Source organism: Brevibacillus choshinensis (assembly GCF_016811915.1).
GTDB classification, from domain to species: Bacteria; Bacillota; Bacilli; order Brevibacillales; family Brevibacillaceae; genus Brevibacillus; species Brevibacillus choshinensis_A.
Genome location: NZ_CP069127.1, coordinates 4,596,989 through 4,621,936, shown reverse-complemented (window position 1 = coordinate 4,621,936; position 24,948 = coordinate 4,596,989). Strand labels below are relative to the sequence as shown.

Below are 24,948 nucleotides of genomic sequence, written 5' to 3'. Positions count from 1 at the left end.
GAATGAAAGCATCTGTAGTGCGGCAAAGCGGCAAGTCGGTGCAAAAAGGACTGATTACGCTCGTCGTGGCAGCGCTTCTGGCAACGGTGCTTTTGCCGCTGACGCAGCTCTTCGCGAAAGCTTTTTACGACCGTGACGGACAGTTCGTCGGACTGAGCAACTTCCTGACCTACTTTTCTACACCAGCCCTGTCTCAATCGCTGACCCATACCCTGTACATCTCGATCATGACGACGGTTGTGGCCGTCACACTCGCCTTTTTGTTCGCGTATGCGCTGACACGCAGCGGGATTCGGGGCAAGCGGGCGTTTCGAGCGGTGGCGCTTCTGCCGCTGTTTGCACCGACGATGATGCACGGGATTGCATTGACCTATCTGTTCGGGAACCAAGGGCTGGTCACCACAGGAATGTTCGGGCTGCTGCCATTCTCATGGGACATTGATCTGTACGGCCCGGTGGGAATTATCCTGGCAGAGATCGTATACGTCTTTCCCCAGGCTTACCTGATTTTGGCCGTGTCGATGGCCTTCGCCGACTATCAGCTCTACGAGGCAGCGGATACGCTCGGAGCGGGACATTGGCGCAAGTTTTGTGTCGTCACCATACCGAGCGTGAAATACGGGATCGTCAGTGCCTGCTTTGTCTGCTTCACACTCGCGTTTACGGACTTCGGTGCTCCAAAGGTAGTGGGCGGGCAGTATTCCGTTCTGGCTACCGATGTGTACAAGCAAGTCATCGGACAGCAAAACATGACGATGGGCGCGACCGTAGGACTTCTGCTGATCCTGCCGGCACTGGTCGCCTTCATCGTAGACCGGATCGTCGAGCGCAAACAGCACGCAGCCGTTACAGCGAAATCCAAGCCGTACCGCATCAAGGAAAGCCGACTTCGCGATACGTTTTACTTCTTCTTCTGCCTGGCAGTGAGCGGATTCCTCCTGTTGCTCATGGCAACAGTCGTACTGGCTTCGTTCATAAAGGTTTGGCCGTATGAGCTCAGCTTCGGGCTGCAGCATTACGACTTTTCCAACGTAGCGGGAGAAGGGATGGGGCCGCTTTGGAACAGTATCCTAGTCGCGCTGATCACGGCAGCTTTAGGGACGGCGGTTACTTTTGTCACTGCTTATGTGATTGAGAAAACGCAGGTATGGAAAGGGCTGCGGCAAGCTGGCTACTTCCTGTCGATCCTTCCTTTGGCTCTGCCTGGGATGGTAATCGGCCTGGCGTACATCTTCTTTTTCAACAACCCGGAAAACCCGTTTCACGGATTGTACGGGACGATCTGGATCCTGATTCTGGCTAACGTCATTCACTTTTTTGCGGTTGCGTTCATCACGGCGACGACAGCACTGAAGAAGCTCGATCCCGAGTTTGAGATGGCGGCGGAATCCATGGGCATTTCGCGGGCAAAGGTGTTCTGGCGGGTTACGGTTCCGGTATGCACTCCCGCGATCGTCGAAATGGCCGTTTACTTTTTCATCAATTCCATGGTTACGATCTCGGCGGTAGTTTTCCTGTATGCGGCAGACTTCAAGCTCGCTTCTGTCTCGATCGTCAGCATGGATGACGCAGGGGATGTAGCGCCCGCTGCAGCGATGTCTGTACTGATCGTAGTCCTGAACATCATCGCTCGCGCTGGTGCGCAGTGGATCGCTGCAAGGATCAGCAAGCGTGCAGCATGGACAAACCAAGAAAAGGAGCAGGTGGCGTAAATGATAAAAGCAGTCGTGTTTGACTGGGCAGGAACGATGGTGGATTATGGATGTTTTGCACCGCTGGCTGTATTTTTGGAGGTTTTCAAAAAGCGTGGGATCGAGCTGACCGCGGAGGAAGCACGGGAGCCGATGGGGATGCTGAAACGGGATCACATCCAGGCCTTGCTCAAAATGGAGCGAGTCGCAGCGCTGTGGGAAGAAAAGTACGGCCGCATGCCGAGCGAGAGCGACGTGGATGAGCTGTACGCTGATTTTGAGCCGATGCTGATGGAGACCCTGCACCAGTATGCGACGCCCGTGCCCGGAGCAGTGGACCTCGCAAATCGTCTGCGTGAAAAGGGAATAAAGCTGGGATCGACGACAGGCTATACCCGCAAGATGATGGATGTGGTAACAGTGTCCGCAAAAGAACAAGGCTACGCCCCCGATACGCTCGTCACACCGAGTGAAGTTCCAGCTGGACGCCCGTATCCGTGGATGTGCTACCAAAATGCGATGCTGCTGGATTGCCATCCGATGAGCGACATGGTAAAGGTCGGAGACACGACAAGTGACATGAAAGAAGGACGAAATGCCGGCATGTGGACGGTAGGCGTATTGAAAGGCGGAAGCGAGCTGGGATTGTCCCAAATCGAGGTACAGGAGCTGCCGCAGGAAGTGCTCATGGAAAAGCTGGCTCATGCTGCAAAACGTTTAAAGGAAGCAGGGGCGCATTACGTGATTGATGAAATCGGCAGCCTCGATGAAGTATTGGCGAAAATCAATGCGCGATTGACAGCAGGCGAACGTCCTTGATGAACGAGTACCCACATAGGGAAGCGAAAGGAATGGGATAGATGACAAACCAAACCGCGACAGACAATCCGTATTTGCTGCTCACACCAGGGCCACTCTCGACATCGCAGGCGGTGCGGGAAGCGATGATGCGCGACTGGTGCACCTGGGATCGAGATTACAACGAGCTGGTGCAGGCCATCCGCGAAAAACTGGTGCGACTGGCGACGACACGTTTTGAGGAATACACGACCGTCCTGATGCAGGGCAGTGGAACCTTCAGTGTGGAAGCCGTTCTGAGCAGTGTCATTCCGGCGGACGGCAAGCTGCTCGTCCTGACCAATGGAGCTTACGGGGATCGCATGGTGCAGATGGCACGCGTCCACGGCATCCCAACAGAAGTGATGGATTTCGGCGAAGTCTCTCCGGTAGCTGAAGCACCCCTGGAAGAGCTGCTGGAACAAGACGCGGCCATCACCCACATCGCGGTGGTCCATTCCGAGACGACGACCGGCATGCTCAATCCGATCGCGGACATCGGCGAGGTCGCGAAGCGGTTTGGCAAAACCTATATCGTGGATGCGATGAGCAGCTTCGGCGGCATCCCGTTGGACATGGCAGAGCTGCACATCGACTATCTGATCTCGAGCGCAAACAAATGCATTCAAGGCGTGCCTGGGTTTGGCTTCGTCATTGCCAAAACGACAGAGCTTGCAACATGCAAAGGGCGTGCTCGGACGCTTTCCCTCGATTTGTACGACCAGTGGGAGACGATGGAGAAGCATAACGGAAAATGGCGCTACACTTCTCCGACACATGTCGTGCGTGCCTTTTATCAGGCATTGGTCGAGCTGGAGGAAGAGGGCGGAGTCGCCAAACGCTACGAACGGTACAAACGCAGCCAGCAGATTTTGTCTGAAGGGCTGGAGCGGCTCGGGTTCCGCATTCTATTGCCGAAAGAGTTCCAATCGCCATTCATCACCTCGATCTACTATCCGGACAGTGCAGCCTTTACTTTTGGAGCTTTTTATGAGCGATTGAAGCAAGCGGGCTTTGTGATCTACCCGGGCAAGATCTCCCAGGCAGACACGTTCCGTATCGGGAACATCGGCGAAGTCTACCCGGAGGACATGCAGCGCTTGCTGGCAGCAGTGGAAGAAAATAGATTCTGGTAGCGTATTTTTTTGCATCAAGAACCAAGGAAAAACATAAAAACCAACACGGAACCTTGATTGTATCTCCCAATACCTCTACAATTCTAGTGAAGGCAAAGAAACGGAATTGTATGGCTTTTCTCATCCCGCATCCGATGGCCATCGCCACAGAACGGATCATTTCGCTGATTTAGCCAAGCGCCAGATCGCGATTCACGAGGAAATCACCGAGCTGGCAGCACAATCATAGGGGGACAAAAAGCGTGTCGTTGTTCGGAGAAGAGCGCAAGCAGATCATTTTGCAATTGGTAAACGCAAACGGCAAGGTGCGGACCAACGAGTTGGTAGAGAAGCTGCAGGTTTCTTCTGAGTCGATCCGCAGATACTTGGAAGAGCTGGAGCTGGAGAAAAAGCTGAAGCGGGTATACGGCGGAGCGGTCAAACTGAATCTGGATCGTACGGAGCCGTCCCACATGAGCCGGGAAGTCATGCGTGCCGAGGAGAAAAAACGGATCGGGCGCGCTGCCGCTGACTTGGTGCAGGATAACGACACGATCGTCATCGATGAGGGGACGACCCCTCTGCAGATGATCAATTATCTATCCACCAAAAAGGATTTGACGATCCTGACCAGCTCCATCACGGCACTCAACATGCTGATAGAACATCAAAACGGCGGCTTGATCTCTGCAGATGTTTACTTCCTGGGGGGCAAGGTGAACGCCAAGCATCACCGCGTAGGCGGAGCTTTTGCCGAGCACATGATGAAGGACTTTTTCGTAGACAAAGCGTTTCTGTCTGTGGACGGCCTACTCATCAACAAAGGAATTACGTGCTACGATCCGGAGCGTGCCGTACTGGCAAGACGTTTTATTGAAAATGCGAATGAGAGCATCATCATGGCCGACCATTCCAAGATCGGGACCAGCACGCTGTGCAAAGTGGCTGAGCTGAAGGAAGTCGACATCGTCATCAGCGACGCGGCGCCGCCCGAAGATTGGAAGAAGGAATTGCAGGCGCATCATGTCACGTGGCTCGTCGCTGAATAAAGAAAGAGTGGACCGGTTCATTTCCCAAAGGAAGTGGACCGGTCTTTTTTGCACAGATAGGGATTTATAAGATTCCTACCCAGTAGAAGTGCAACATAGCGAGACCTCGAACAATAGTGAGAAGGCGAGACTTGTGCCCTTTGGGTACTACGGCTTCGCCAAAAGGCTTGGCGCAGCCAAGTTTTCTAAGCGCCTTGCTGTAAAGAAACTGGATTTTGCTATAATAGGGCTAGCAGAATGATTCGAATTCTCTAGGAGAGATGCATATGATTGACAGACTGGACCATTTTGTCTTGACGGTTCAGGATATAGATGCGACCTGTCGATTTTACGAGCAAGTTCTCAAAATGAATACAGTCACCTTTGGCAACGGCAGACGAGCATTGCAGTACGGCCGGCAGAAAATCAATTTGCATCAGGCTGGCCGCGAATTTGAACCGAAAGCCCTTCATCCGGTATCAGGTTCGGCCGATCTCTGTTTTCTCACCTCCGTTCCGCTGGAGCAGGTCGTGCAGCATGTGGAGTCGTGCGGAGTCGAAATCATAGAAGGACCTGTGCAGCGAACAGGCGCCATGGGACCGATTCTCTCTGTATACCTGCGCGATCCGGACGGAAATCTGATTGAGCTCTCCCAGGCGCTGCCTACGAAAGAGCCAGCTCCTGTGGACCCGACTGTGGCAACGATCAGCAGGGTGCTTGGCGAGCGTGAAGCACGCATCATGGGGGACGAACGTTACGGTGTGTTCAGCGTCCTGCTGCCGTTAGTGCAGATGGAAGAGGGGCGCTTGGGAATTTTGTTTGAAAAGCGTGCGAGCACGATGCGGCGTCAAGCCAATGAGGTCTGTTTTCCAGGAGGGCGCTCAGAGGAGGGCGACGAGTCCCGCTGGGCAACCGCCCGCCGCGAAACAAGCGAAGAGCTAGGGCTGCCGCTGGATCGCATTTCGTATATCGGGGACCTCGACATCCTGCTGGGGCCGGGCAGGGGAAGCATTTTTCCATTCGTCGGCTTTCTCACTGACATCACAGACATGAAGCCCAATCCCGATGAAGTGGGAGAGGTGTTCATCCTCTCGCTGGAAACGTTGCTCAGCGTACAGCCTGCCGTACATACGACTTCCTCCTTCATGCAGCCCGAAGAAGGCTTTCCGTTTCATTTGATCCCTGGGGGCGAGCGATATCCATGGCGGTCTGGAACGGTCGAGCACCTGTTTTACGAAGTCGAGGGCCGCGTGATTTGGGGCATGACAGCCCGCGTGCTTGCGCATTTTCTCGACTTGATCCGCGACGACCTGCAGTAGAGAAAACCAAAACGAGGAAGTGGGATGACAATGTGGAAGGACAATCCGATCACAGCTCGATTGCAGATAAAATGGCCCCTCATTCAAGCGGGAATGGCTGGAGGGACGACGACGCCTGAGCTAGTCGCTGCCGTGTCGGAGGCCGGCGGTCTGGGCACGCTGGGAGCGGGCTATATGAGCGCAGAGCAGATCCGCCAGTCAATCCGCACCATTCGGGAGCTTACTGACAAGCCGTTCGGGGTCAATCTGTTCATCCCGGAAGCGTACGATGGGGAACAGCCCGTATCAGCTTCGGTTGCAGCGGTAATGAATGGCGTGCGGGAGGGCCTGGGGATTCCTCTTGATCCGGTCGTGGCACGCTTCGCCGAGCCGTTTGAGGAACAGATGGCAGTGGTTTTGGAGGAGCAGGTGCCAGTCTTCAGCTTCACATTTGGCGTGCTGGAGCCGCGTTGGCTGGCAGAGCTCAAGCAACGCGGAGTGACTGTGATCGGTACGGCCACAACTGTCAGGGAAGCAGTGGCGCTGGAAGCGAGCGGCGTAGACATGATTGCTGCCCAGGGGACCGAAGCGGGCGGCCATCGCGGTTCCTTTTTGCCGGATTCCCCCAGCAATCTCGTGGGGACGATGGCACTCGTTCCGCAAATCGTCGACCGCGTGAACATCCCCGTGATTGCAGCAGGCGGCATCATGGACGGTCGGGGAATGGTGGCAGCCTTCGCCCTTGGAGCACAGGCGGTGCAAATGGGAACAGCTTTCCTGACATGCGTAGAGAGCGGGGCACATCCAGCGTACAAGCGAGAAGTGAGAGAAACGACAGATGAGGCGACCGTGATTACACGAGCTTTTTCCGGCAAAGCGGCGAGGGGAATTCAAAACGAATTTATGACCTTGCTGGCTCCGCTCGATGGCGAGCTGCCGCCTTATCCGGTGCAAAACGCGCTGACACGCGACATCCGGACGGCAGCTGCCAAGCAGGACCGGACGGAGTTTTTGTCTCTGTGGGCAGGTCAAGCTGCTTCCCTCAGTCGCGGATTGCGTGCAGCAGAGCTCGTCGCCAAGCTCGTCGAGGAAGCCGAGCATGTATACGGAAAATTGCGCTAGGGAGGACCTGAATCGTCGATCCTGCAGAGTGGGCATGACGGGATTCCACTGCGGATAGGCTGGAGCTGGAAAAGGTCCTGGACTTGCCAGATCGCGTTACGGAGGGAAACAAATGAATCAGACATTCGCCCTACGAGGGGCAGTCATCGCAAATGGACAGGAAATCGAAAACGGCCTGGTAGTCGTCGAGGGTCAGACCATCCAGTTCGCCGGCCCGGCCGGCAATTACACAGGTGACATGCCACAGCAGGTGCTGGAAGTGAAGGAAGGGTGGATTACTCCCGGCTTCATAGACATCCACATGCACGGAATCGAAGGGCATGACACGATGGACGGCACACCGGAGTCGCTGCAGGCCATTTCTCGTGCACTGACCCGCTTTGGTGTCACGACCTTTTTGGCAACGACCATGACTTCGCCTTACAGCGAGCTGGAGACGGTGCTGAAAAGCATTGCACAAAACAGCCGGAACGGATTGCCGGGAGCGCAGGTCGCCGGCATCCACCTGGAGGGCCCGTGGATCAATCCGCGCTACAAAGGCGCACAAAAAGAGGAAAACATCGCTGTGCCCGAGCTGGATGACGTTCGCCGTCTATACGAGCTGGCAGAGGGCTTGATCAAGGTCGTGACGATCGCGCCGGAGCAGCCGGAAGCGCTCGCGGCCATCTCCTGGCTGGAAGGACAGGGAGTCATCGTATCTGCAGGTCACACCGGAGCGACCTTTGCCCAAGCGGCACATGCAGTGGAAGCGGGGGTTCGCCATTTCACCCACTGCTTCAATGCCATGACCGGATTGCATCACCGCGAGCCTGGGGTGGTGGGTGCCGCCATGTATCATGAGCAGCTGAGCACGGAGCTTATTGCGGATGGCATCCATGTGCATCCGGCTGTCATGAAGATCCTGTACCGCGTGAAAACGGCTGGTCGTCTCGCGCTGGTCAGTGACTCCATGCGGGCAACAGCCATGGGAGAAGGCACCTACGACCTTGGAGGGCAGGAGGTGCACGTTCACGGCGAACAGGCCAAGCTGGCTGACGGTACGCTTGCAGGCAGCATCCTGACGTTGAACCGGGCAGTGGGCAATATGGTGACGCTGGGCGGCGTTCCTTTGCCGGAAGCCGTGGATATGGCATCCCTCACACCGGCGTCGATCCTGGGAATCGCCGATCGCAAAGGACGCTTGGATGCTGGCTATGATGCGGACATCGTGGTGCTGGACAAGTCGTTTGAAGTGAAGTCTACCTTTGTGGCGGGAAGAGAAGTCTACCGCAGCCACTAGGAGCACCCAAGATAAAAGCAGTCTAAACGCAAGGTTTAGGCTGCTTTTTTGCGTCTCCAACTATCAGTTCCCTGTATTTTCCACATGGGCACAAACAAGATTTTTTCAACATAGGCTCTTGACAGATTTTTTTGTACGGGAGTATAGTGTAAGCAAATATGGAACCGGTTACACATGGATGACGTCCTTGATCATTCTCTTTTTTTGAATGATGTGTAACCGGTTACACATAGTAAAGTGACGGTGAAACATGGAATGGCAACGATACGCGATGTGGCCAAATTGGCAGGGGTCTCGGTAGCAACGGTGTCCAGAGTCCTCAATAAAAATGGATACGTCAACAAGGATACGGAGCAGAAAGTTGCCAAGGCGATCGAACAGCTGAATTACGAGCCTAATGCAGTGGCTCGCGGTTTGGCAGGGAAGCAGACGGGTACAATCGCGTTGATTTTGCCCGATATTGCCAACCCGTTTTTTCCGGGAATTGCGAGAGGCGTGGAGGATGTCGCGCAAAAGCATGGCTTCACTGTCATTCTGTGCAACTCCGATGACCAGGGGCATAAGGAAAAGTCGTACATCGAAATGCTCCGGAAAAAATATGTCGATGGTATCATCTTTGCCTCCAACACGCTGGGGCAGGATGACGTCGAGCAAATGAACAAGAACAACATTCCTCTCGTGGTGCTCGACCGGGCGCCGACCAGTCAATCGTGCAGCGTCATCCGCTCGCGAAACTACAAGGGGGCAAAGCTGGCTGTCCAGCACTTGCTCGATATCGGCTGCAAGAAGATCGCCCATCTGTACGGACCGCAGGAGCTGATTACCGCCAAGAAGCGGATGCTGGGCTACGAAGAGTCCGTCCTCCATTTTCCGTGGTATACGCCCAGCCTGATGGTGCCGGGGCACTTCAAGATGGACGGGGGGCTAGCAGCAGTCAAGGAGCTGTTTGCCAAGCACCCGGATGTGGACGGCATCTTCTGCGGAAATGACCTGATGGCTGTCGGTGCGCTGAAAGGGCTTCACCAATTGGGCGTGCGCGTACCGGATGATGTCGCGCTGATCGGATTTGACGGAATCAGCCTGACGGAAATTACCCAGCCGGAGCTCTCCACGATCGCCCAGCCGAACTACGATATGGGCTCGCTGGCGGCGAAGGTGCTGATCGAGACGATTGAGTCCGGTGTCAAGGAAGCCAAGCTGTATGAGCTTGACGTAGAGCTGATCGTGCGAGATTCCACGAAAAGATAAAAGGAGAGAAAAGCGATGAACAAGCCGCCACAGGTTGTCGTCATTGGCAGTTTAAATATGGATATCGTCGTGGAGGCAGATCGTCCGCCGCTAATGGGAGAGACCGTCCACGGCAATCAGGTTCACTTCATCCCAGGCGGAAAGGGAGCGAATCAAGCTGTAGCGTCGGCTCGTCTCGGGGCGAAGACCACCATGATCGGAGCAGTTGGCAGCGACGCGTTCGGTGCAGGGCTGCTGCAAGCGCTCGGCCAGGAAGGGATTGACGTCGGAGCGGTCAAGACGATAGAGGGCAGTCACACAGGTGTGGCCTCGATCGTGCTCTCGCAGGGAGACAATCAGATCATCGTCGTGGCCGGGGCCAATGGACAGGTGACCGTGGCTGATATCGATCAAAGCGAAGACAAGATTGCGCAGGCTGATGTGGTCCTGCTTCAGCTGGAAATCCCGCTTCAGACAGTGATCTACGCGGCTGCCAAAGCGAAGCAGCTAGGCAAAACGGTCGTGCTCAATCCTGCACCCGCTCGTGAATTGCCGGATGAGCTTCTGCAGAATGTCGATGTGCTGATCCCCAACGAATCGGAACTCTATTTGCTGGCGAAAGTCGGAGCGGAGGTAGAGCTGGAGAAGGCGATGGACATGCTGCTGCAAAAAGGCGTGGCGACAGTCGTGACGACCTTGGGCTCCAAAGGGGCCGCCTATCTGACAGCTGCAGGAGAAAGCGGGCTGGTCAACAGCCACCCTGTACAAGTAGTCGACACGACAGGAGCAGGCGACTCTTTTAACGCCGGATTCTCTTACGCGCTTGCCGGTGGTGCGCCAGTCGAAGCGGCAGTTTCCTTCGCGACGAAAGTGGCCGCGCTGGCGGTGACCAAGCTGGGCGCGCAGGCAGGTATGCCTACCCTCGCACAAGTAGAGGAATTCATCGCAGAGTAAGGGAGACATTATGAAAAAAATAGGCATTTTAAACAGTGAGATTTCTGCCCTCATCAGTAAGCTGGGGCACACGGACCGGATCGTCATCTGTGATGCCGGTCTGCCGATCCCGGACAATGTGACCCGCATCGATTTGGCTGTCGTGGCAGGTCTGCCATCACTTATCGAAGTGTTGAATGCGGTTTTGCTGGAGATGCAAGTGGAGAAGGCGATTTTTGCCGAGGAGCTGATCCAGGCACAGCCGAGCACCCATATCTATCTGGAAGCGGCTCTGCCAGATGTGGAGCTGACCAGTGTCAGCCACGAAGAGTTCAAAGAGCTGACGAAAGATGCCAAAGCCGTCATTCGCACCGGAGAGTGTACGCCCTACGCGAATGTCATCTTGCAAGCGGGCGTGACGTTTTAAGAAGCAGAAGGCGAAGGGAGGAGGAGTGTACATGTCAGATTTCCTATTGGAGATGAAAGGAATCAGCAAATCGTTCCCGGGGGTCAAAGTCCTCAGCGACGTCCAGTTGAACTTGCGAAGCGGCGAGCTTGTCGCGTTGATGGGTGAGAACGGGGCGGGCAAATCGACTTTGATGAAAATTCTCGGCGGCATTTACGAGCGGGATGCGGGAGAGATCATCGTCAAAGGGGAGAAGCAGGAGAAGATGACTCCGGATATCGCCGCAAGCAAAGGAATTGCGATTATCCACCAGGAGATGAATCTCATTCCCCACCTGTCTGTCATGGAAAATATATTTCTCGGTCGTGAGTACACGTACGGCAAGACCGGATTCGTCAATTGGCGCAAAATGAAGCAGGAAACCAGGCACTGGCTCGATCAGCTGGCGATCAAGCTCGATCCGGACACTTTGGTCGGAGATTTGTCCGTAGGTCAGCAGCAGATGATCGAAATTGCCAAAGCGCTTTCCATGCAAGCGGACATCCTCGTACTGGATGAGCCGACAGCAGCTTTGACCAACCGTGAGATTGACGCCCTCTTTGAAATGATCGCATCCCTCAAGCAAAAGGGTGTCGGGATGATCTACATTTCGCACCGGATGGAGGAAATCTTCCAGGTCAGTGACCGGATCACCGTGCTTCGCGATGGTCAATACGTGGGTACAGTAGAGACGGCCAAAACCAATCTGGATGAGCTGGTGAAGATGATGGTTGGGCGTGAAATCACCGACCGATTCCCGAAAACAGAGGTTCAGTGGGGCGAAGAGCGCTTGCGCGTAGAGAACCTGAATGTCAAAGGAAAGCTCTCGGACATCTCATTCTCTGTCAAGAGCGGAGAAATCGTCGGCGTGGCAGGGCTCATGGGGGCAGGTCGAACGGAGATGGCCAAAGCGTTGTTCGGCCTGGAGAAAGTGCGGGAAGGACGCGTTCTCGTGGATGGCCAGCCCATTCGCGTGACGCGCCCGATCGATGCCATTTCAGCAGGAATCGCGCTCGTGACGGAAGACCGCAAAGAAGAAGGGCTGGTGCTGTCTCTTTCGGTCCGCGAAAACATCTCCCTGCCCAACCTGGAGAAGGTTTCCTCTCTCGGAGTCATGAAGCCGAGCCAGGAGAAAACGCTCAGCAATGAGGCGATCCAGCGGCTGTTCATCAAGACGGCTGGCGGCGAGCAAATCGTCGGGTCGCTGTCCGGCGGGAACCAGCAAAAGGTCGTCATCGGCAAATGGCTGGCGAAAAAGCCGAAAATCCTGATTCTGGACGAGCCTACCCGCGGTGTCGATATCGGTGCCAAAAAAGAGATTTACGATATCATGAATCGACTCGCGCAGGATGGCGTCGCGATCTTGATGATCTCCTCCGAACTCCCCGAGGTACTGGGGATGAGCGACCGCGTGCTGGTCATGCACGAAGGACGCATCACCGGTGAGTTTGCGAGAGAAGAAGCAACCCAAGAATTGATTATGCATGCAGCGACGGGAGGGACTAGCCATGCGGTTTAATGTTTTGCAGAGAATGGGCCCGCTGCTTGGGCTCGCCTTGATTGTCATCGTTCTATCGATTATCAACAGCGACTTCCTGACGATCAGCAATATCTTCAACGTACTGCGTCAGATTTCGATTAACGCCTTGATCGCATTTGGTATGACCTTTGTTATCTTGACGGGCGGGATCGACCTATCCGTAGGGTCCATGCTGGCACTTGCAAGCGCTATCACAGCAGGCTTGATGGCCAGCGGCATGGATACCTGGCTGGCTGTATTGATCGGCTTGTTGGCAGGCGTCGTCATGGGGGCCATCAACGGTGTGATTATTACAAAAGGGAAAGTGGCTCCGTTTATCGGAACCTTGGCGACGATGACCGTTTTCCGCGGTCTGACACTCGTCTACACCGAAGGCCGACCGATTACCGGGCTCAATCCGGATTTCGCGATGCTGGGGAAAGGGTTCTTCCTGGATATCCCGATGCCCGTCATCTGGATGCTGATCTCCTTTGCGATCCTTTATTTCATTCTTCGTCATACGACCTTTGGACGGCACGTGTACGCACTCGGAAGCAATGAGGAAGCGACCAAGCTGTCCGGCATCAGCACAGGCAAGGTAAAAGTGCTGGTGTACTCGATCAGCGGTCTGTTTGCAGCCCTGAGCGGGATCATCCTGACGTCCCGCCTCAATTCGGCCCAGCCGACTGCAGGGACATCCTACGAGCTGGATGCGATTGCCGCCGTCGTCTTGGGTGGTACGAGCCTGTCCGGTGGACGTGGCTGGATCGTCGGTACCTTGATTGGTGCGATGATCATCGGTGTGTTAGATAACGGTCTGAATCTGCTGAATGTCTCTTCCTTCTACCAATCGGTAGTCAAAGGGGCGGTCATTCTCATCGCAGTGCTCTTGGACCGATCTAAAGCAAATAAATAAACAAAAAAAGCGTGGAAATTAAGGAGGATGGAATCGTTATGAAGAAATTTTTGAAAATGGCTCTGGCTTCGTCGCTGGTACTGGGTGTACTCGCAGGCTGCTCTACGTCATCCAATCTGGAAAACAAAGCACCAGAGCAATCCGCTGGAAATGCAGGCGGCAACGCGGGTGGCAAAGTGACGATTGGTCTGGCTGTATCTACGCTGAACAATCCGTTCTTCGTTTCCTTGAAGGAAGGCGCTGAGAAAGCAGCCAAGGATGCGGGTGCCGAGCTGCTGGTCGTAGACGCGCAGGATGACACCGCGAAACAAATCAGCGGCGTAGAGGACCTGATCCAGAAAAAAGTAAGCGTCATTATGATCAACCCGACTGACAGTGCCGCGATCGCGACAGCAGTGGAAGCAGCGAACAAAGCAAACATTCCTGTAATCACGGTAGACCGCGCTGCTGAAGGCGGCCAAGTGGTTTCTCATATCGCATCCGACAACGTAAAAGGCGGTAAAATGGCAGGCGATTTCATCCTGGAAAAACTGGGTGGCAAAGGCAACATCGTAGAGCTGCAAGGAATCGCTGGTACATCCGCAGCGCGTGACCGCGGAAAAGGCTTCCATGACGCTGTTGACAACAAGGAAGGCGTGAAAGTGGTGGCGTCCCAGCCTGCTGATTTCGACCGTGCAAAAGGCCTTTCCGTAATGGAAAACATCCTGCAATCCAACAAAGACGTGCAAGCTGTGTTCGCACACAACGACGAAATGGCCCTGGGTGCCCTGCAAGCAGTGGAAGCATCCGGCAAAGACATCATCGTAGTAGGCTTCGACGCGACAGACGATGCAGTGAAAGCAGTTAACGACGGTAAAATGGGCGCGACTGTCGCTCAAAAACCTGCTGCGATCGGGGAGACTGCGGTGCAAACAGCACTGAAAGTAGCGAAAGGTGAAAAAGTAGACAGCAACATCCCAGTAGATCTGGAACTGATCACAAAGAAATAATAGGTTTGCAGCGGAAAGTCGGTACGTGTTGATTTTCGGTTGCCTGTAATAAAAAAACTTCTTCAGTACACCGATGGGATCGGTAGAAACTGGAGAAGTTTTTTGTTGCTTCTAGGCGCTAGCTTCCGTACATTTTCATCACGAGATCGGCTACTTCAGCACTTTCAGAGCGCGCCGCAATTTCTTGGCAAACTGAACAGGCGGCTCAACGGATTCAATATGCATATACATGAGCCGCGGACTATCAAAAAGCCAATGATTGTGTAGGGCAGTTACTTTAAGCCCTTCTTTTCGAAGAGCGTCGATGAATTTTTGGACTTCCTTTTGCAGGAGAGTGAACTCCCCCGTATTCAAAGCATTTCCCTCTTTATCGAGGGATTGAATCGTAATTTCGTGCTCGGTATCATACATTTTGCCCTTGATGGTTGCATTGAGATTACGCTTGACCATGATCGAACAAGTATCATTGGACATGCCGGTCCCGCCTAGAATCTTAGCTAAGCGGTCACATAAGCTTTTTGGAATTTTCAAAGAGGTTCCTCCTCTTTTTCGTTTACGGCATTGTATGCGTGGAAGAAAAAGAGGGACTAGACGATTATACCAAAAGGTGAATGTCTATTTTTCTTATTCGGTGTCGGCTTTTCCTTTTTCCAATAGCCCCAGCACCCATTCACACCACTTCATGTCCTCTTGCATGCGGCGATAGCCCCACGTGAGCAAAATGTAATCGCTGAAAGCCGAGTGATCGGGATGGTCAGGATGTTTGCCATCCGTCTGCTGCTCCATTTCCTGCATGATGTGCATGAAGCTTTCCGCTTGTTCGCGGCAATGCTCGATCCGCTCTGTGAACATGGCGCGCGCAGCCTTCTCGTCGGTTAGCTGCAGGCAGTACGCTTTGAGGACCAGCTCATCGCGAATGACAGGCTCTGCTGTCGGTTCTGCGAGCCATAGCTTGAGAGCGATTTCACCTTTTTCCGTGATGGAATACACTTTTTTATCGGGTCGATCGGTCTGGTGCACACGGGTGAATTGCATATAGCCTTCCTGCTCCAGCTTGGCCAGCAAGGGATAGATTTGACTGTGTTTGGCCTGCCAGTATGGCTGCAATTGGAGCATTAAATCATAACCGGAGCTGGGTGTCCGGGCAACCAGTCCAAGAAGTCCGTACGCGAGTGTATTCAATGGAAAATGCCCCCTGACTTTCTATCGTTCATGATTATTATAGGAACGGAGAACACCCGAATCAATACAGCAAATAATTTCTAGTGAATACCACTTGAAAGTCAAAGAAGGTCAAACTATAATAAAGTCATCGGAAGGTCAGGAAAGGTCAAACAACAATGAACCAACGATCCTTTCGTTATTGTGACCAAGAAAAGGAAGGCTAGTCACAATCCTACACAATCGCTGTATAGGGGGTAAATATTATGCAGTGCGAAGTATGCCATCAACGAAACGCAAACGTGTTTTTGAATATACAGCTGCAAGAAAAGCAGCAAAAATATTACCTGTGCTCGGAATGCCATGCCAAGCTGACGAATAAAATCGGCCAAGGCATGAACTTCGGTCCATTTTCTTCATTCTCCGGCCTGGACGATTTTCTCCAAGGCTTCGCGAAGTCTTCCATGAACGGGGAAGCACCAAAAATGGCACCACCAGCTCGTGAGCGAGGCGGTGTGCTGGACGGGTCTGGCCGCAATCTTAACGATGCCGCTCGTGCGGGTCTGATCGATCCAGTCATCGGTCGCGACGCTGAAATTGACCGTGTGATCGAGATCTTGAATCGCCGCGGCAAGAACAACCCGGTCCTGATCGGGGAGCCTGGGGTTGGTAAGACCGCGATTGCGGAGGGCTTGGCACTGCGCATCGTCGAAGGCGACGTGCCCGTCAAGCTGCGTGACAAAGTCGTCTACACACTCGATGTGGCGTCCCTCGTTGCAGGTACCGGGATTCGCGGACAGTTTGAAGAAAAAATGAAACAGAGCATAGCAGAGCTGCAACAACGTAAAAATGTCATTCTGTTTATCGATGAGCTTCATCTGTTGGTAGGTGCCGGATCGGCGGAAGGCTCGATGGATGCCGGCAACATCCTGAAGCCGGCTCTGGCGCGAGGCGAGCTGCAAGTCATCGGGGCAACTACACTGAAGGAGTACCGAGTGATTGAGAAAGATGCCGCTCTGGAGCGCCGCTTCCAGCCGGTCATGGTCAAAGAGCCGTCGATTCCAGAAGCACTGGAGATCTTAAAAGGGCTGCGCCCAAAATACGAGTCCTACCACCAGGTCGCTTACCCAGATGATGTGCTCCAGGCTTGTGTGGGGTATGCGGCCCGCTACATCCAGGATCGTTTCCTGCCGGACAAGGCGATCGATCTGCTGGATGAAGCCGGCTCCAAGCTCAACCTGCGTTCGGCAACCAATGATACGGAGGAGCTTCGAGAGCGACTGAAAGCGATCGGTGAGGAAAAACAGGAAGCGACCCGGTCAGAGGACTATGAACGTGCGGCAAAATTGCGCGATGAGGAAGCGAAGATCCTCGAGGCTTTGGACAAAAAGGACAGCGCCGACCAACGTGCGACCGTCCGCATCGAAGACATTCAGGAGATTATTGAGCAAAAAACAGGGATTCCTGTGAAAAAGCTGCAAAGCGATGAGCAGAACAAAATGAAGCACCTCGCTGAGCATCTGGAGCAAAAGGTTATCGGTCAGACTGAAGCTGTCACACGGGTGGCCAAAGCCATTCGCCGCAGCCGTGCCGGTCTGAAACCAAAACACAGACCGATCGCTTCGTTCTTGTTCGTCGGACCGACAGGCGTAGGGAAAACCGAGCTGACTCGCGCCTTGGCTGAGGAGCTGTTTGGCACGCGCGATTCGATGATCCGACTGGACATGAGCGAGTACATGGAAAAGCACTCCATCTCCAAGCTGATTGGTTCTCCTCCAGGCTACGTCGGCCATGAAGAGGCTGGCCAACTGACCGAGCGCGTGCGCCGCAACCCGTACAGCATCATTCTGCTGGATGAGATTGAAAAAGCGCATCCGGACGTACAAAACATGTTCCTGCAGATTCTCGATGATGGCCGACTTACCGATAGCCAGGGCCGTACGGTTGCGTTCAAGGATACGGTCATTATCGCTACAAGCAATGCGGGTGTGAGCGAACGGAAGATTTCCGTCGGATTTGGTGCCAAAACACCTGAGCCGACCACCGTTCTGGATTCGCTGGGAGCTTACTTCCGACCTGAGTTTCTCAACCGCTTTGACAGCATCATCTCCTTTAACCAGCTGCAAAAAGAAGATCTGGTGAAAATCGTGGATGTGCTGCTGCAGGAAGTGATCGACAACCTGAACGATCAAGGAATGAAGATGAGCATCTCTGACGAGGCCAAATCCGTCCTTGCGGAAAAAGGCTATCATCCAGCCTTTGGCGCGAGACCGCTGCGCCGGGTGATCCAGCAATATGTGGAGGATGGAATCGCCGACCTTGTCATGGAAGAAGACGCTGTAAACGAGATTCGCGTAGAGGTAGAGAACGGCGAGATCAAGGTCTCCAAGCAAAGCTGATCCAAGCTGGCTCGTTACATGAAAAAGAGGGTTCGCAGGCGATGCGAATCCTCCTTTTTTCGTCTTTACTGCCCTCGCCTGCTCGCTTTTCGGAGCACCTCCACCAGACGGGAGACTCCTTCCGCTATCATCTCTTCTTTGGTGGTGGAGGCGTTCAGCTTGAGGATATTTTCTTGTGGAAAGGCGGACAAATAATGCTTGTTGATCGACTCTACCAGGATGGATTGTTTGGTGAGCAAAGGGATCAGACGAGCGACAGAAAGGTGTTCAGGCAGTAGAAGATGGGTATGGATGCCGGGGTGTCTTTGCTCCTGGTAGGCAAACAGGTCGCCAGCAGCCGTTTGCTCCCGTAGCAGCGCGCTTGCAAGTACTTGGGATTTGCGGTCGTAGGAACGGCGGATTTTCTGTTTGTGCCGATCAAACATGCCGCTTTTCAAGTAAATTTCCAGGGCTGCCTGCGACAGCATGGAGCTGTCAATGTCGAGCAATCGCTTGTATTGATTGAAGGTGTGGGTCAGCGTGTCTGGAATGACAGCAGCCCCCAGACGCAATCCGGGAAAGATGATTTTGGAATAGGTCTTCAAATAAATGACATGCCCAGATGAATCATAGCTGAACAGCGGATCGGATTTGCTGTCCTGCTCTAAATCCGCGAGATGGTCATCCTCGACGATGTACACATCGTATTTTCGAGCAAGCTCCACGAGTGCTTGCTTCTCCTGCCGGGAGTAGGTGGTGCCCAATGGACTATGAAATCGCGGCATCGTGTAAAAAAGTTTAATGCTCTCTGTGCGAAACAGCCGCTCAACCTCTCTGAGATCGATGCCCTTCGCAGTCCGTTTGATTCCGATGACAGGGAGCTTGTGTGTCTCCAGATACTCGATCAGCAGATGATAGCCAGGCTGCTCGATGAGGAGGTGGCTCTTTTGGTTGGGAAACGGCATCGTCGCCAGCAGGGCCAGCGCTTGCTGGACGCCGGAAGTGATAAAAATGTTTGCGGGCTGGGTAAACACCTGGTGGTTGGCTAGCTGCCTTTGGAGCACTTGGATGAGCGACGGCAAGCCTTGGGCTGTTCCGTAAATGAACAAATCGTTTTTGTACGTCTCAATCGCTTTGTTGATGCAGTGCTGAAAATCCAGATAAGGAAATACATCGGGATCGGGGGCGGAAGTGGCAAAGTCGATGGTGTCAGATGAAACGGCGCGAGGCTGGCTTTGTTTTTTAACAACGTAGTAGCCGCTTTTCTCGACAGAGTAAACGAGATGACGCTTTTCCAGCTCTGCAAGCGTGCGGATGACGGTGCTCATGCTGCACTGGTATTGCTTGGCCAGCTCCCGGATGGACGGGAGCTTGTCGCCTTCCTTGTAGGTATTGCCCTCGAGCAGCGCTTCCAACTCATTTTGCAAGTGCATGTATTTGTGCATGAACCTTCCTCATTCCGCCGGAGATCTGTACCGGAACAGATCGTCTTTTTTTGCATTGTAGCATGCGTGCTGCGGCTTTACCATGAAGGAAAGACGGCCGTTTGGAAAAAACAAACATGCATTATGAGATGAGGAGAGTTCCGCATGTCCCCTAAAAAACAAGCGATAGCTGCTGCGGTCACGAATGCCATCATCGTGGGGCTGTCATTCATTTTTGTCAAATTGGCTCTGAGCGTGAGCGACCCGCTCGATACGCTCGCACATCGCTTTACGATTGCGTTCGTGGCAGCTGCGATACCCGTGCTCTTTGGCTGGGTCCGATTGACCATAAAGCCGAAGCAAATGATCATGCTGCTGCCACTGGCTCTGCTTTACCCTACTTTGTTTTTTGCTCTGCAGACCTTTGGGCTCGTGTACACCACATCATCCGAGGCTGGCATCATTCAGGCGACGGTGCCGATTTTTACGCTGCTGATGGCGACGTTTTTCTTGAAGGAAACCACGACATGGCTGCAAAAAGCGTCGACCTTCCTGTCCGTGGCAGGGGTAATCTACATCTTTGTCATGAAAGGCGCTTCGCTTGGAGGCGGAAATGCCCTAGGGACGATTTTGATCCTGCTATCGGCGTTGTCGATTGCAGGCTACAGCGTCTTGGCGAAGAAAATGACCCGATCGTTTCATTATATAGACATCACCTATATGGTTTCGGTGGTCGGATTTCTGTTCTTCAATGTCTGGGCCGTCACCCGACATGCCGCGGAGGGAACGCTGAATCAGTTTTTCACACCGTTTCAAAGCCCGATCTTTGTCCTCTCGGTTCTCTTTCTCGGCGTTCTATCATCTCTCGTCACTTCTTTCCTAAACAACTTTGCCCTGTCTAAAATGGAAGCTTCCAAGCTGAGTGTATTCAACAATTTGTCTACGCTTGTCACGGTTGCGGCAGGGACGGTTTTTTTGCAGGAGCAATTGGCTCTCTATCATGTGATGGGTGCTGTGCTGATTATTGCGGGCGTGATTGGCACCAACTACCTCGGGGCGAAAACGCTGAAAAGAAAAGTCAAATCCACATCCGAATCGATATAAGGAAATACGCATAATAATGCCGGGCCATAGTCATGCTATTGTCCGGCTTTTTGGTAGGAAAAATTATGTGAGGAGTGATTGAAACTGTTTACAAAATGCAGCATATTCGATATAGTAACCTAGATTGCTATGAGTATTATGACATATGGTGAGATGACCGAATGAAAACTATCATACATCTGGATACAATTGAAAAAAGATTTGCCGATGCTGTCGTAGTACCCCCGCTCTCTCTATCTATTGGAGAAGGGGAATTTTTGACGTTGCTGGGGCCGAGCGGCTGTGGGAAAACGACTCTCCTGCGCATGATTGCAGGTTTTGAAGAGTCTACCTCAGGAGAAATCTACCTGGATGGCAAGCAGCTTGGGCACGTCCCGCCCTATCAGCGCGATATGAACATGGTGTTCCAGCAGTATGCGCTGTTCCCCCACATGAGTGTGGAGCAGAACATTCTGTTCGGGCTGAAGATGAAAAAAGTAGGCGCTGCCGAGCAAGCGAAGCGGCTGGAAGAAGTCCTGCAGTACGTCCAATTGACGGAGCTGAGAAAGCGGACACCCAAGCAACTTTCCGGAGGCCAGCAGCAACGGGTAGCGATCGCTCGGGCGATCATCAACAACCCGAGAGTGCTGTTGTTGGACGAGCCTCTGGGTGCGCTCGACTATCAATTGAGGAAAAGCCTGCAGCTCGAATTGAAAAACCTGCAGAAAAACTTGGGCATTACGTTCATTTATGTAACGCACGATCAGGAAGAAGCGATGGCGATGTCTGATCGAATCGCGGTCATGAACAAGGGCCGGATCGAACAGATTGCTTCACCTGCTGAGATTTACAACCACCCGAAGACGCTGTTTGTCGCGACGTTCATCGGGGAGAACAACATTTTCCGTCAAGGTGATACATGCACGGCGGTGCGTCCGGAGAAGATCAAGCTGTATCGGACGGATTTGGAGCCAGACAAGCATCGCTGCAAGGGAAAAATAACCGACGCGGTATTCTTGGGCAATTTGCGCAAGGTCTTCATCCGGCTGGATGGACAAGACCAGACCGTGATGGCCCATCAGTATGCGGGTGACGGTCTTGACTGGCAGGTGGATGATCACGTGGCGATCGGCTGGTCACAGGCAGACGAGGTGATCCTGCCTTGCTAAACAAAAAACCGGTAAAACTCCTCGCGCTTCCAGCACTGTTGTGGTTGGGTGCGCTCTTCGTCTTGCCGATGCTGCTGATTGCCGTTCTTTCTTTTTTGAAAAGAGGAACATACGGACAAGTTGTCTATGAGTTTACCCTGAACAATTACATTCGAATTTTAGATCCGTTGTATGGACAGATCTTTTGGGACACGTTCGTGGTAGCCGTCCTGACGACGGTTTTTTCCATATTGTTCGGATATCCGCTCGCGTATTACATTTCCCGCCTGGAGCGCTCCAAGCAGCAGATCTGGCTTTTGCTGGTGATGATTCCGTTCTGGATCAACTTCCTGGTCCGATCCTACGCTTGGGTCATCATCCTGCGTTCACAGGGCGTGGTCAATACGGTCCTGCAATCCCTCGGGATTATTACAGAGCCACTGCCGCTGCTGTACAACTCGGGCTCCGTGCTTCTGGGGATGGTCTACACGCTGGTTCCGTTCATGGTGCTGCCGATTTACGTATCGCTGGAGCAGATGGACCGAAGAAAGCTAGAGGCTGCAGCAGATCTCGGAGCGACACCGTGGCAGGCTTTTTGGCACATCACGCTGCCTATGACCAAATCAGGTGTCGTGACAGGGTCCATTCTGGTATTTGTCTCTTCCATCGGGATGTTCGTCGTTCCTGATGTGATGGGAGGAGCAAAGTCCGCTCTGATTGGTAACGTGATTCAGAACCAGTTTCTCTCTGCGCGCGACTGGCCGTTCGGCTCTGCCTTGTCCATCGTGCTGATGCTCTTGTCCATGCTGTTGATCCTTCTGTACTTCCGTGCGACCAAAGCCAGCGAGACGAAGGAGGGAGCAGCATGAAAACATGGCGCAGACATACGTTATCCGGGTACTCTTGGCTGATGCTGGTCTTTTTGTATCTGCCGATTGCCATCCTGATGCTCTATTCGTTTAACGATTCCAGAATCAATGCGGTATGGAGCGGTTTCACCTGGAAATGGTACCTTTCGTTATTTGAAAATAGGCAAGTGATGCAGGCGCTAGCCAACAGTCTCACCATCGGGGTCACCAGCAGCATTCTGGCGACGGTACTCGGGACGGCAGCTTCGCTCGCGATCAAGCACTACTCCTTGCGCTCGCGCACGATCGTAAACGGCTTGATTTACTTGCCGATCGTCATTCCTGAAATCATGATGGGCCTGGCGCTGCTCGTCCTGTTCAGCCAGATTCACATGGAGCTGGGTAAGCTGACGCTGATCTTGGCTCACGTCACGTTCAGCATGCCGTACGTGATGGTCATCATCTCAGCACGCCTCGCCGATATGGGCAAGGAGCTGGAGGAAGCGGCTCAGGATCTGGGGGCGACCCCTTGGGGAACGCTCCGTCACGTGACACTCCCGCTGATCATGCCGGGTATCGTGGCAGGCTTTCTCATGTCTTTTACGCTGTCACTGGATGACTTCATCATTTCGTTCTTCGTGGCAGGTCCCAATTCGACGACATTGCCTTTATATATTTACGGCTTGGTCAAACGGGGTGTGTCGCCAGAAGTGAACGCCTTGTCCACCCTGCTGATTGTAAGTACCGTTTTGCTTGTAATCATAGCTGAGCTGTTCAGACGAAAAGATTCGAAAACGATCACATTTTGATTTGGAGGTTGAGAAGAGAAAATGAAACGTTTTAAGTCCCTCATGATCGGCGCTTTGTCCGCCGCACTCGCATTGACTGTTGTTGGTTGTTCGTCGTCCCCATCTGAGAAGCAAGAAGAGCAAGTGCTCAACATTTACAGCTGGGCCGATAACTTTGATCCGGACGTCATCAAAGATTTTGAACAGAAATTCAACGTCAAGGTCAATTACGACGTATACGGCAGCAATGAGGAAATGCTGGCAAAGATCCAGGCGGGCGCATCCGGCTATGACCTGATTCAGCCATCCGACTACATGGTTGCTACCATGATTCAGCTGGGCCTGTTGGAAGAGTTGAACAAGGAAGCCATCCCGAACATGAAGAACATCGTGTCTACATTCCAGACACCTCCGTTTGATCCGGACAACAAGCACTCCCTTGTCTACACCTGGGGCATCACCGGTATCGCGTATAACAAGAAATATGTCAAAGAGGCGCCTACGAGCTGGGCCGATCTCTGGAACGAAACATACAATGACCGCGTGATTCTCTTGAACGACCCTCGTGAAGTGATGGGAATGTCTCTGATCAAGAACGGTTTTTCCAACAGCACCAAGGAGAAGGCGGAGCTGGAAAAGGCATTTGGGGACCTCAAAACGCTCGTTCCTGGCGTAGTGGCCTTTGATACGGATAACATCAAGCAAAAAATGATCGCAGAAGAAGCGTGGATCGGTACGGTTTGGTCTGGCGACGCTGCCTTCATTCACGCGCAGAACCCGGATGTGGAATACGTGATTCCGAAAGAGGGCGCGACCATTTGGGCAGATACATTGGCGATTCCAAAAGGAGCCAAGCACAAGGATCTGGCGGAGAAGTTCATCAACTACCTGATGGACCCAGAGGTGAGTGTGAAGAACTACGAGTCGATCGGATACAGCAATCCGAATGAGAAAGCTTACTCGCTGCACAGTGAGGAATACCGCTCGAATAAAATGATCTTCCTCGACAAAGCGGATATCGACCGTGCCGAGTGGCTGGTAGACGTGGGAGATACCTTGCAAGAATACGATCGCTACTGGACAGAAATGAAGAGTGGACGATAAGGAGAACCGAGACTGGGCGTGTTGCCAGTCTCGGTTTTTTGTGATGGAGCATTCACACATTTCTGCGACAAGCTGTTTCCTACCTCAGTGCTTGTTCATAAAATAGCGCAAGTACTTGAGAAAAGAGGGATTTTCCATCGCAAAGAAAAAGTTCCGCAATACACAAGCTCGCCCCAATCGCGTAAGGCACCGCATGGAGGGAGACACTTCGCTGGTGCGAGGCCACCGGCATTTGTTTAGCAACATATCCGACATTGTCGTGCGGGTGCCGAGTGCCCGGTCCCATTTTCATCTGTTCCGTGCGATCACCACCACGTCTGATGGGCATCGCCATTTGTACTTCGGCAGGACCGGATTGTCAATCAACGGCAGTGGACCATTTGGCGGCGGGCCCAATCACTTTCACCGCGTAGATGTTCTCACACAGTTTACAAACGGTCATCGCCACAGAATCAATGGCACGACGACGACCAATCGCGTCATTCGGGACAGCAGACCATAATCATAGGGAAAGTAAAGAAATAGGCATGGCACGCTTTGGAAGAGGCTTCCGCAGCGTGCTTTTTTGCTTGGTAGGACGCTTCAACAATTCGTCACAGCAGATAGCCCGTTTGA

The 24,948-nt window shown here is 53.2% G+C and carries 23 protein-coding genes; 20 read left to right on the top strand and 3 right to left on the bottom strand.

Annotation, left to right across the window (positions count from 1 at the left end):
- Window positions 1-2 precede the first annotated feature (2 nt).
- The 13 genes from JNE38_RS23200 to rbsB all read left to right on the top strand — a co-directional run bounded on the left by JNE38_RS23200 (window position 3) and on the right by rbsB (window position 14,399).
- Entirely contained in the window at window positions 3-1,712 is a 1,710-nt protein-coding gene (locus tag JNE38_RS23200) for a putative 2-aminoethylphosphonate ABC transporter permease subunit (protein ID WP_203353481.1), read from the top strand.
- Window positions 1,713-1,715: 3 nt separating this feature from the next.
- Window positions 1,716-2,510: a phosphonoacetaldehyde hydrolase gene (phnX, locus tag JNE38_RS23195; RefSeq protein WP_275296728.1), complete on the top strand. Its 795-nt coding sequence runs from the start codon at window positions 1,716-1,718 to the stop codon at window positions 2,508-2,510.
- A 41-nt stretch (window positions 2,511-2,551) separates the two neighbouring features.
- Window positions 2,552-3,664, top strand: a complete 1,113-nt coding sequence (phnW, locus tag JNE38_RS23190) for a 2-aminoethylphosphonate--pyruvate transaminase (RefSeq protein WP_203353479.1) — start codon at window positions 2,552-2,554, stop codon at window positions 3,662-3,664.
- 242 nt (window positions 3,665-3,906) lie between these two features.
- Window positions 3,907-4,692 (top strand): DeoR/GlpR family DNA-binding transcription regulator, encoded by a 786-nt coding sequence (locus tag JNE38_RS23185; RefSeq protein ID WP_203353478.1) that lies wholly within the window; start codon window positions 3,907-3,909, stop codon window positions 4,690-4,692.
- Window positions 4,693-4,958: 266 nt separating this feature from the next.
- Complete coding sequence (locus JNE38_RS23180) at window positions 4,959-5,990, top strand: VOC family protein (RefSeq protein ID WP_203353477.1); 1,032 nt, start codon at window positions 4,959-4,961, stop codon at window positions 5,988-5,990.
- A 30-nt stretch (window positions 5,991-6,020) separates the two neighbouring features.
- Window positions 6,021-7,091: an NAD(P)H-dependent flavin oxidoreductase gene (locus JNE38_RS23175; RefSeq protein ID WP_203357704.1), complete on the top strand. Its 1,071-nt coding sequence runs from the start codon at window positions 6,021-6,023 to the stop codon at window positions 7,089-7,091.
- Between the two features lie 112 nt (window positions 7,092-7,203).
- Window positions 7,204-8,370 carry an N-acetylglucosamine-6-phosphate deacetylase gene (gene nagA / locus JNE38_RS23170; protein WP_203353476.1) on the top strand — a complete coding sequence of 389 codons (1,167 nt, stop codon included), beginning with the start codon at window positions 7,204-7,206 and terminating at the stop codon, window positions 8,368-8,370.
- A gap of 255 nt (window positions 8,371-8,625) precedes the next feature.
- Window positions 8,626-9,618: a LacI family DNA-binding transcriptional regulator gene (locus JNE38_RS23165; RefSeq protein ID WP_203353475.1), complete on the top strand. Its 993-nt coding sequence runs from the start codon at window positions 8,626-8,628 to the stop codon at window positions 9,616-9,618.
- 15 nt (window positions 9,619-9,633) lie between these two features.
- Window positions 9,634-10,551 (top strand): ribokinase, encoded by a 918-nt coding sequence (gene rbsK, locus JNE38_RS23160; protein ID WP_203353474.1) that lies wholly within the window; start codon window positions 9,634-9,636, stop codon window positions 10,549-10,551.
- A 10-nt stretch (window positions 10,552-10,561) separates the two neighbouring features.
- Complete coding sequence (gene rbsD / locus JNE38_RS23155; RefSeq protein WP_203353473.1) at window positions 10,562-10,957, top strand: D-ribose pyranase; 396 nt, start codon at window positions 10,562-10,564, stop codon at window positions 10,955-10,957.
- A gap of 31 nt (window positions 10,958-10,988) precedes the next feature.
- Window positions 10,989-12,494, top strand: coding sequence for a sugar ABC transporter ATP-binding protein (locus JNE38_RS23150; RefSeq protein WP_203353472.1), 1,506 nt, complete (start codon window positions 10,989-10,991; stop codon window positions 12,492-12,494).
- Window positions 12,484-13,410 (top strand): ABC transporter permease, encoded by a 927-nt coding sequence (locus tag JNE38_RS23145; protein ID WP_238933427.1) that lies wholly within the window; start codon window positions 12,484-12,486, stop codon window positions 13,408-13,410. The genes JNE38_RS23150 and JNE38_RS23145 overlap by 11 nt, the downstream gene beginning before the upstream one ends.
- A gap of 38 nt (window positions 13,411-13,448) precedes the next feature.
- Complete coding sequence (rbsB, locus tag JNE38_RS23140; RefSeq protein WP_203353470.1) at window positions 13,449-14,399, top strand: ribose ABC transporter substrate-binding protein RbsB; 951 nt, start codon at window positions 13,449-13,451, stop codon at window positions 14,397-14,399.
- A gap of 150 nt (window positions 14,400-14,549) precedes the next feature.
- On the opposite strand, the gene JNE38_RS23135 is transcribed toward rbsB, so the two are convergent.
- On the bottom strand, window positions 14,550-14,930 hold the full coding sequence (locus tag JNE38_RS23135; RefSeq protein ID WP_203353469.1) for a DUF1259 domain-containing protein: 381 nt from the start codon (window positions 14,928-14,930) through the stop codon (window positions 14,550-14,552).
- A 93-nt stretch (window positions 14,931-15,023) separates the two neighbouring features.
- Window positions 15,024-15,581 (bottom strand): PadR family transcriptional regulator, encoded by a 558-nt coding sequence (locus tag JNE38_RS23130; protein ID WP_203353468.1) that lies wholly within the window; start codon window positions 15,579-15,581, stop codon window positions 15,024-15,026.
- Between the two features lie 245 nt (window positions 15,582-15,826).
- Between JNE38_RS23130 and JNE38_RS23125 the strand changes: the two genes are divergently transcribed.
- Complete coding sequence (locus JNE38_RS23125; protein WP_203353467.1) at window positions 15,827-17,959, top strand: ATP-dependent Clp protease ATP-binding subunit; 2,133 nt, start codon at window positions 15,827-15,829, stop codon at window positions 17,957-17,959.
- A gap of 65 nt (window positions 17,960-18,024) precedes the next feature.
- Here JNE38_RS23125 and JNE38_RS23120 read toward each other — a convergent pair whose 3' ends face one another.
- Entirely contained in the window at window positions 18,025-19,383 is a 1,359-nt protein-coding gene (locus tag JNE38_RS23120) for an aminotransferase-like domain-containing protein (RefSeq protein WP_203353466.1), read from the bottom strand.
- Between the two features lie 144 nt (window positions 19,384-19,527).
- On the opposite strand from JNE38_RS23120, the gene JNE38_RS23115 reads away from it, so the two are divergent.
- The 6 genes from JNE38_RS23115 (at window position 19,528) to JNE38_RS23090 (ending at window position 24,835) form a co-directional block, all read left to right on the top strand.
- Complete coding sequence (locus JNE38_RS23115; protein WP_203353465.1) at window positions 19,528-20,466, top strand: DMT family transporter; 939 nt, start codon at window positions 19,528-19,530, stop codon at window positions 20,464-20,466.
- Between the two features lie 161 nt (window positions 20,467-20,627).
- Complete coding sequence (locus JNE38_RS23110) at window positions 20,628-21,614, top strand: ABC transporter ATP-binding protein (RefSeq protein WP_203353464.1); 987 nt, start codon at window positions 20,628-20,630, stop codon at window positions 21,612-21,614.
- Window positions 21,608-22,462 (top strand): ABC transporter permease, encoded by an 855-nt coding sequence (locus JNE38_RS23105; protein WP_203353463.1) that lies wholly within the window; start codon window positions 21,608-21,610, stop codon window positions 22,460-22,462. The genes JNE38_RS23110 and JNE38_RS23105 overlap by 7 nt, the downstream gene beginning before the upstream one ends.
- Window positions 22,459-23,250, top strand: coding sequence for an ABC transporter permease (locus tag JNE38_RS23100; RefSeq protein WP_203353462.1), 792 nt, complete (start codon window positions 22,459-22,461; stop codon window positions 23,248-23,250). The genes JNE38_RS23105 and JNE38_RS23100 overlap by 4 nt, the downstream gene beginning before the upstream one ends.
- Before the next feature lie 21 nt (window positions 23,251-23,271).
- Window positions 23,272-24,333, top strand: coding sequence for an ABC transporter substrate-binding protein (locus tag JNE38_RS23095; protein ID WP_203353461.1), 1,062 nt, complete (start codon window positions 23,272-23,274; stop codon window positions 24,331-24,333).
- A 193-nt stretch (window positions 24,334-24,526) separates the two neighbouring features.
- On the top strand, window positions 24,527-24,835 hold the full coding sequence (locus JNE38_RS23090; RefSeq protein WP_275296599.1) for a YmaF family protein: 309 nt from the start codon (window positions 24,527-24,529) through the stop codon (window positions 24,833-24,835).
- Window positions 24,836-24,948: the final 113 nt, after the last annotated feature.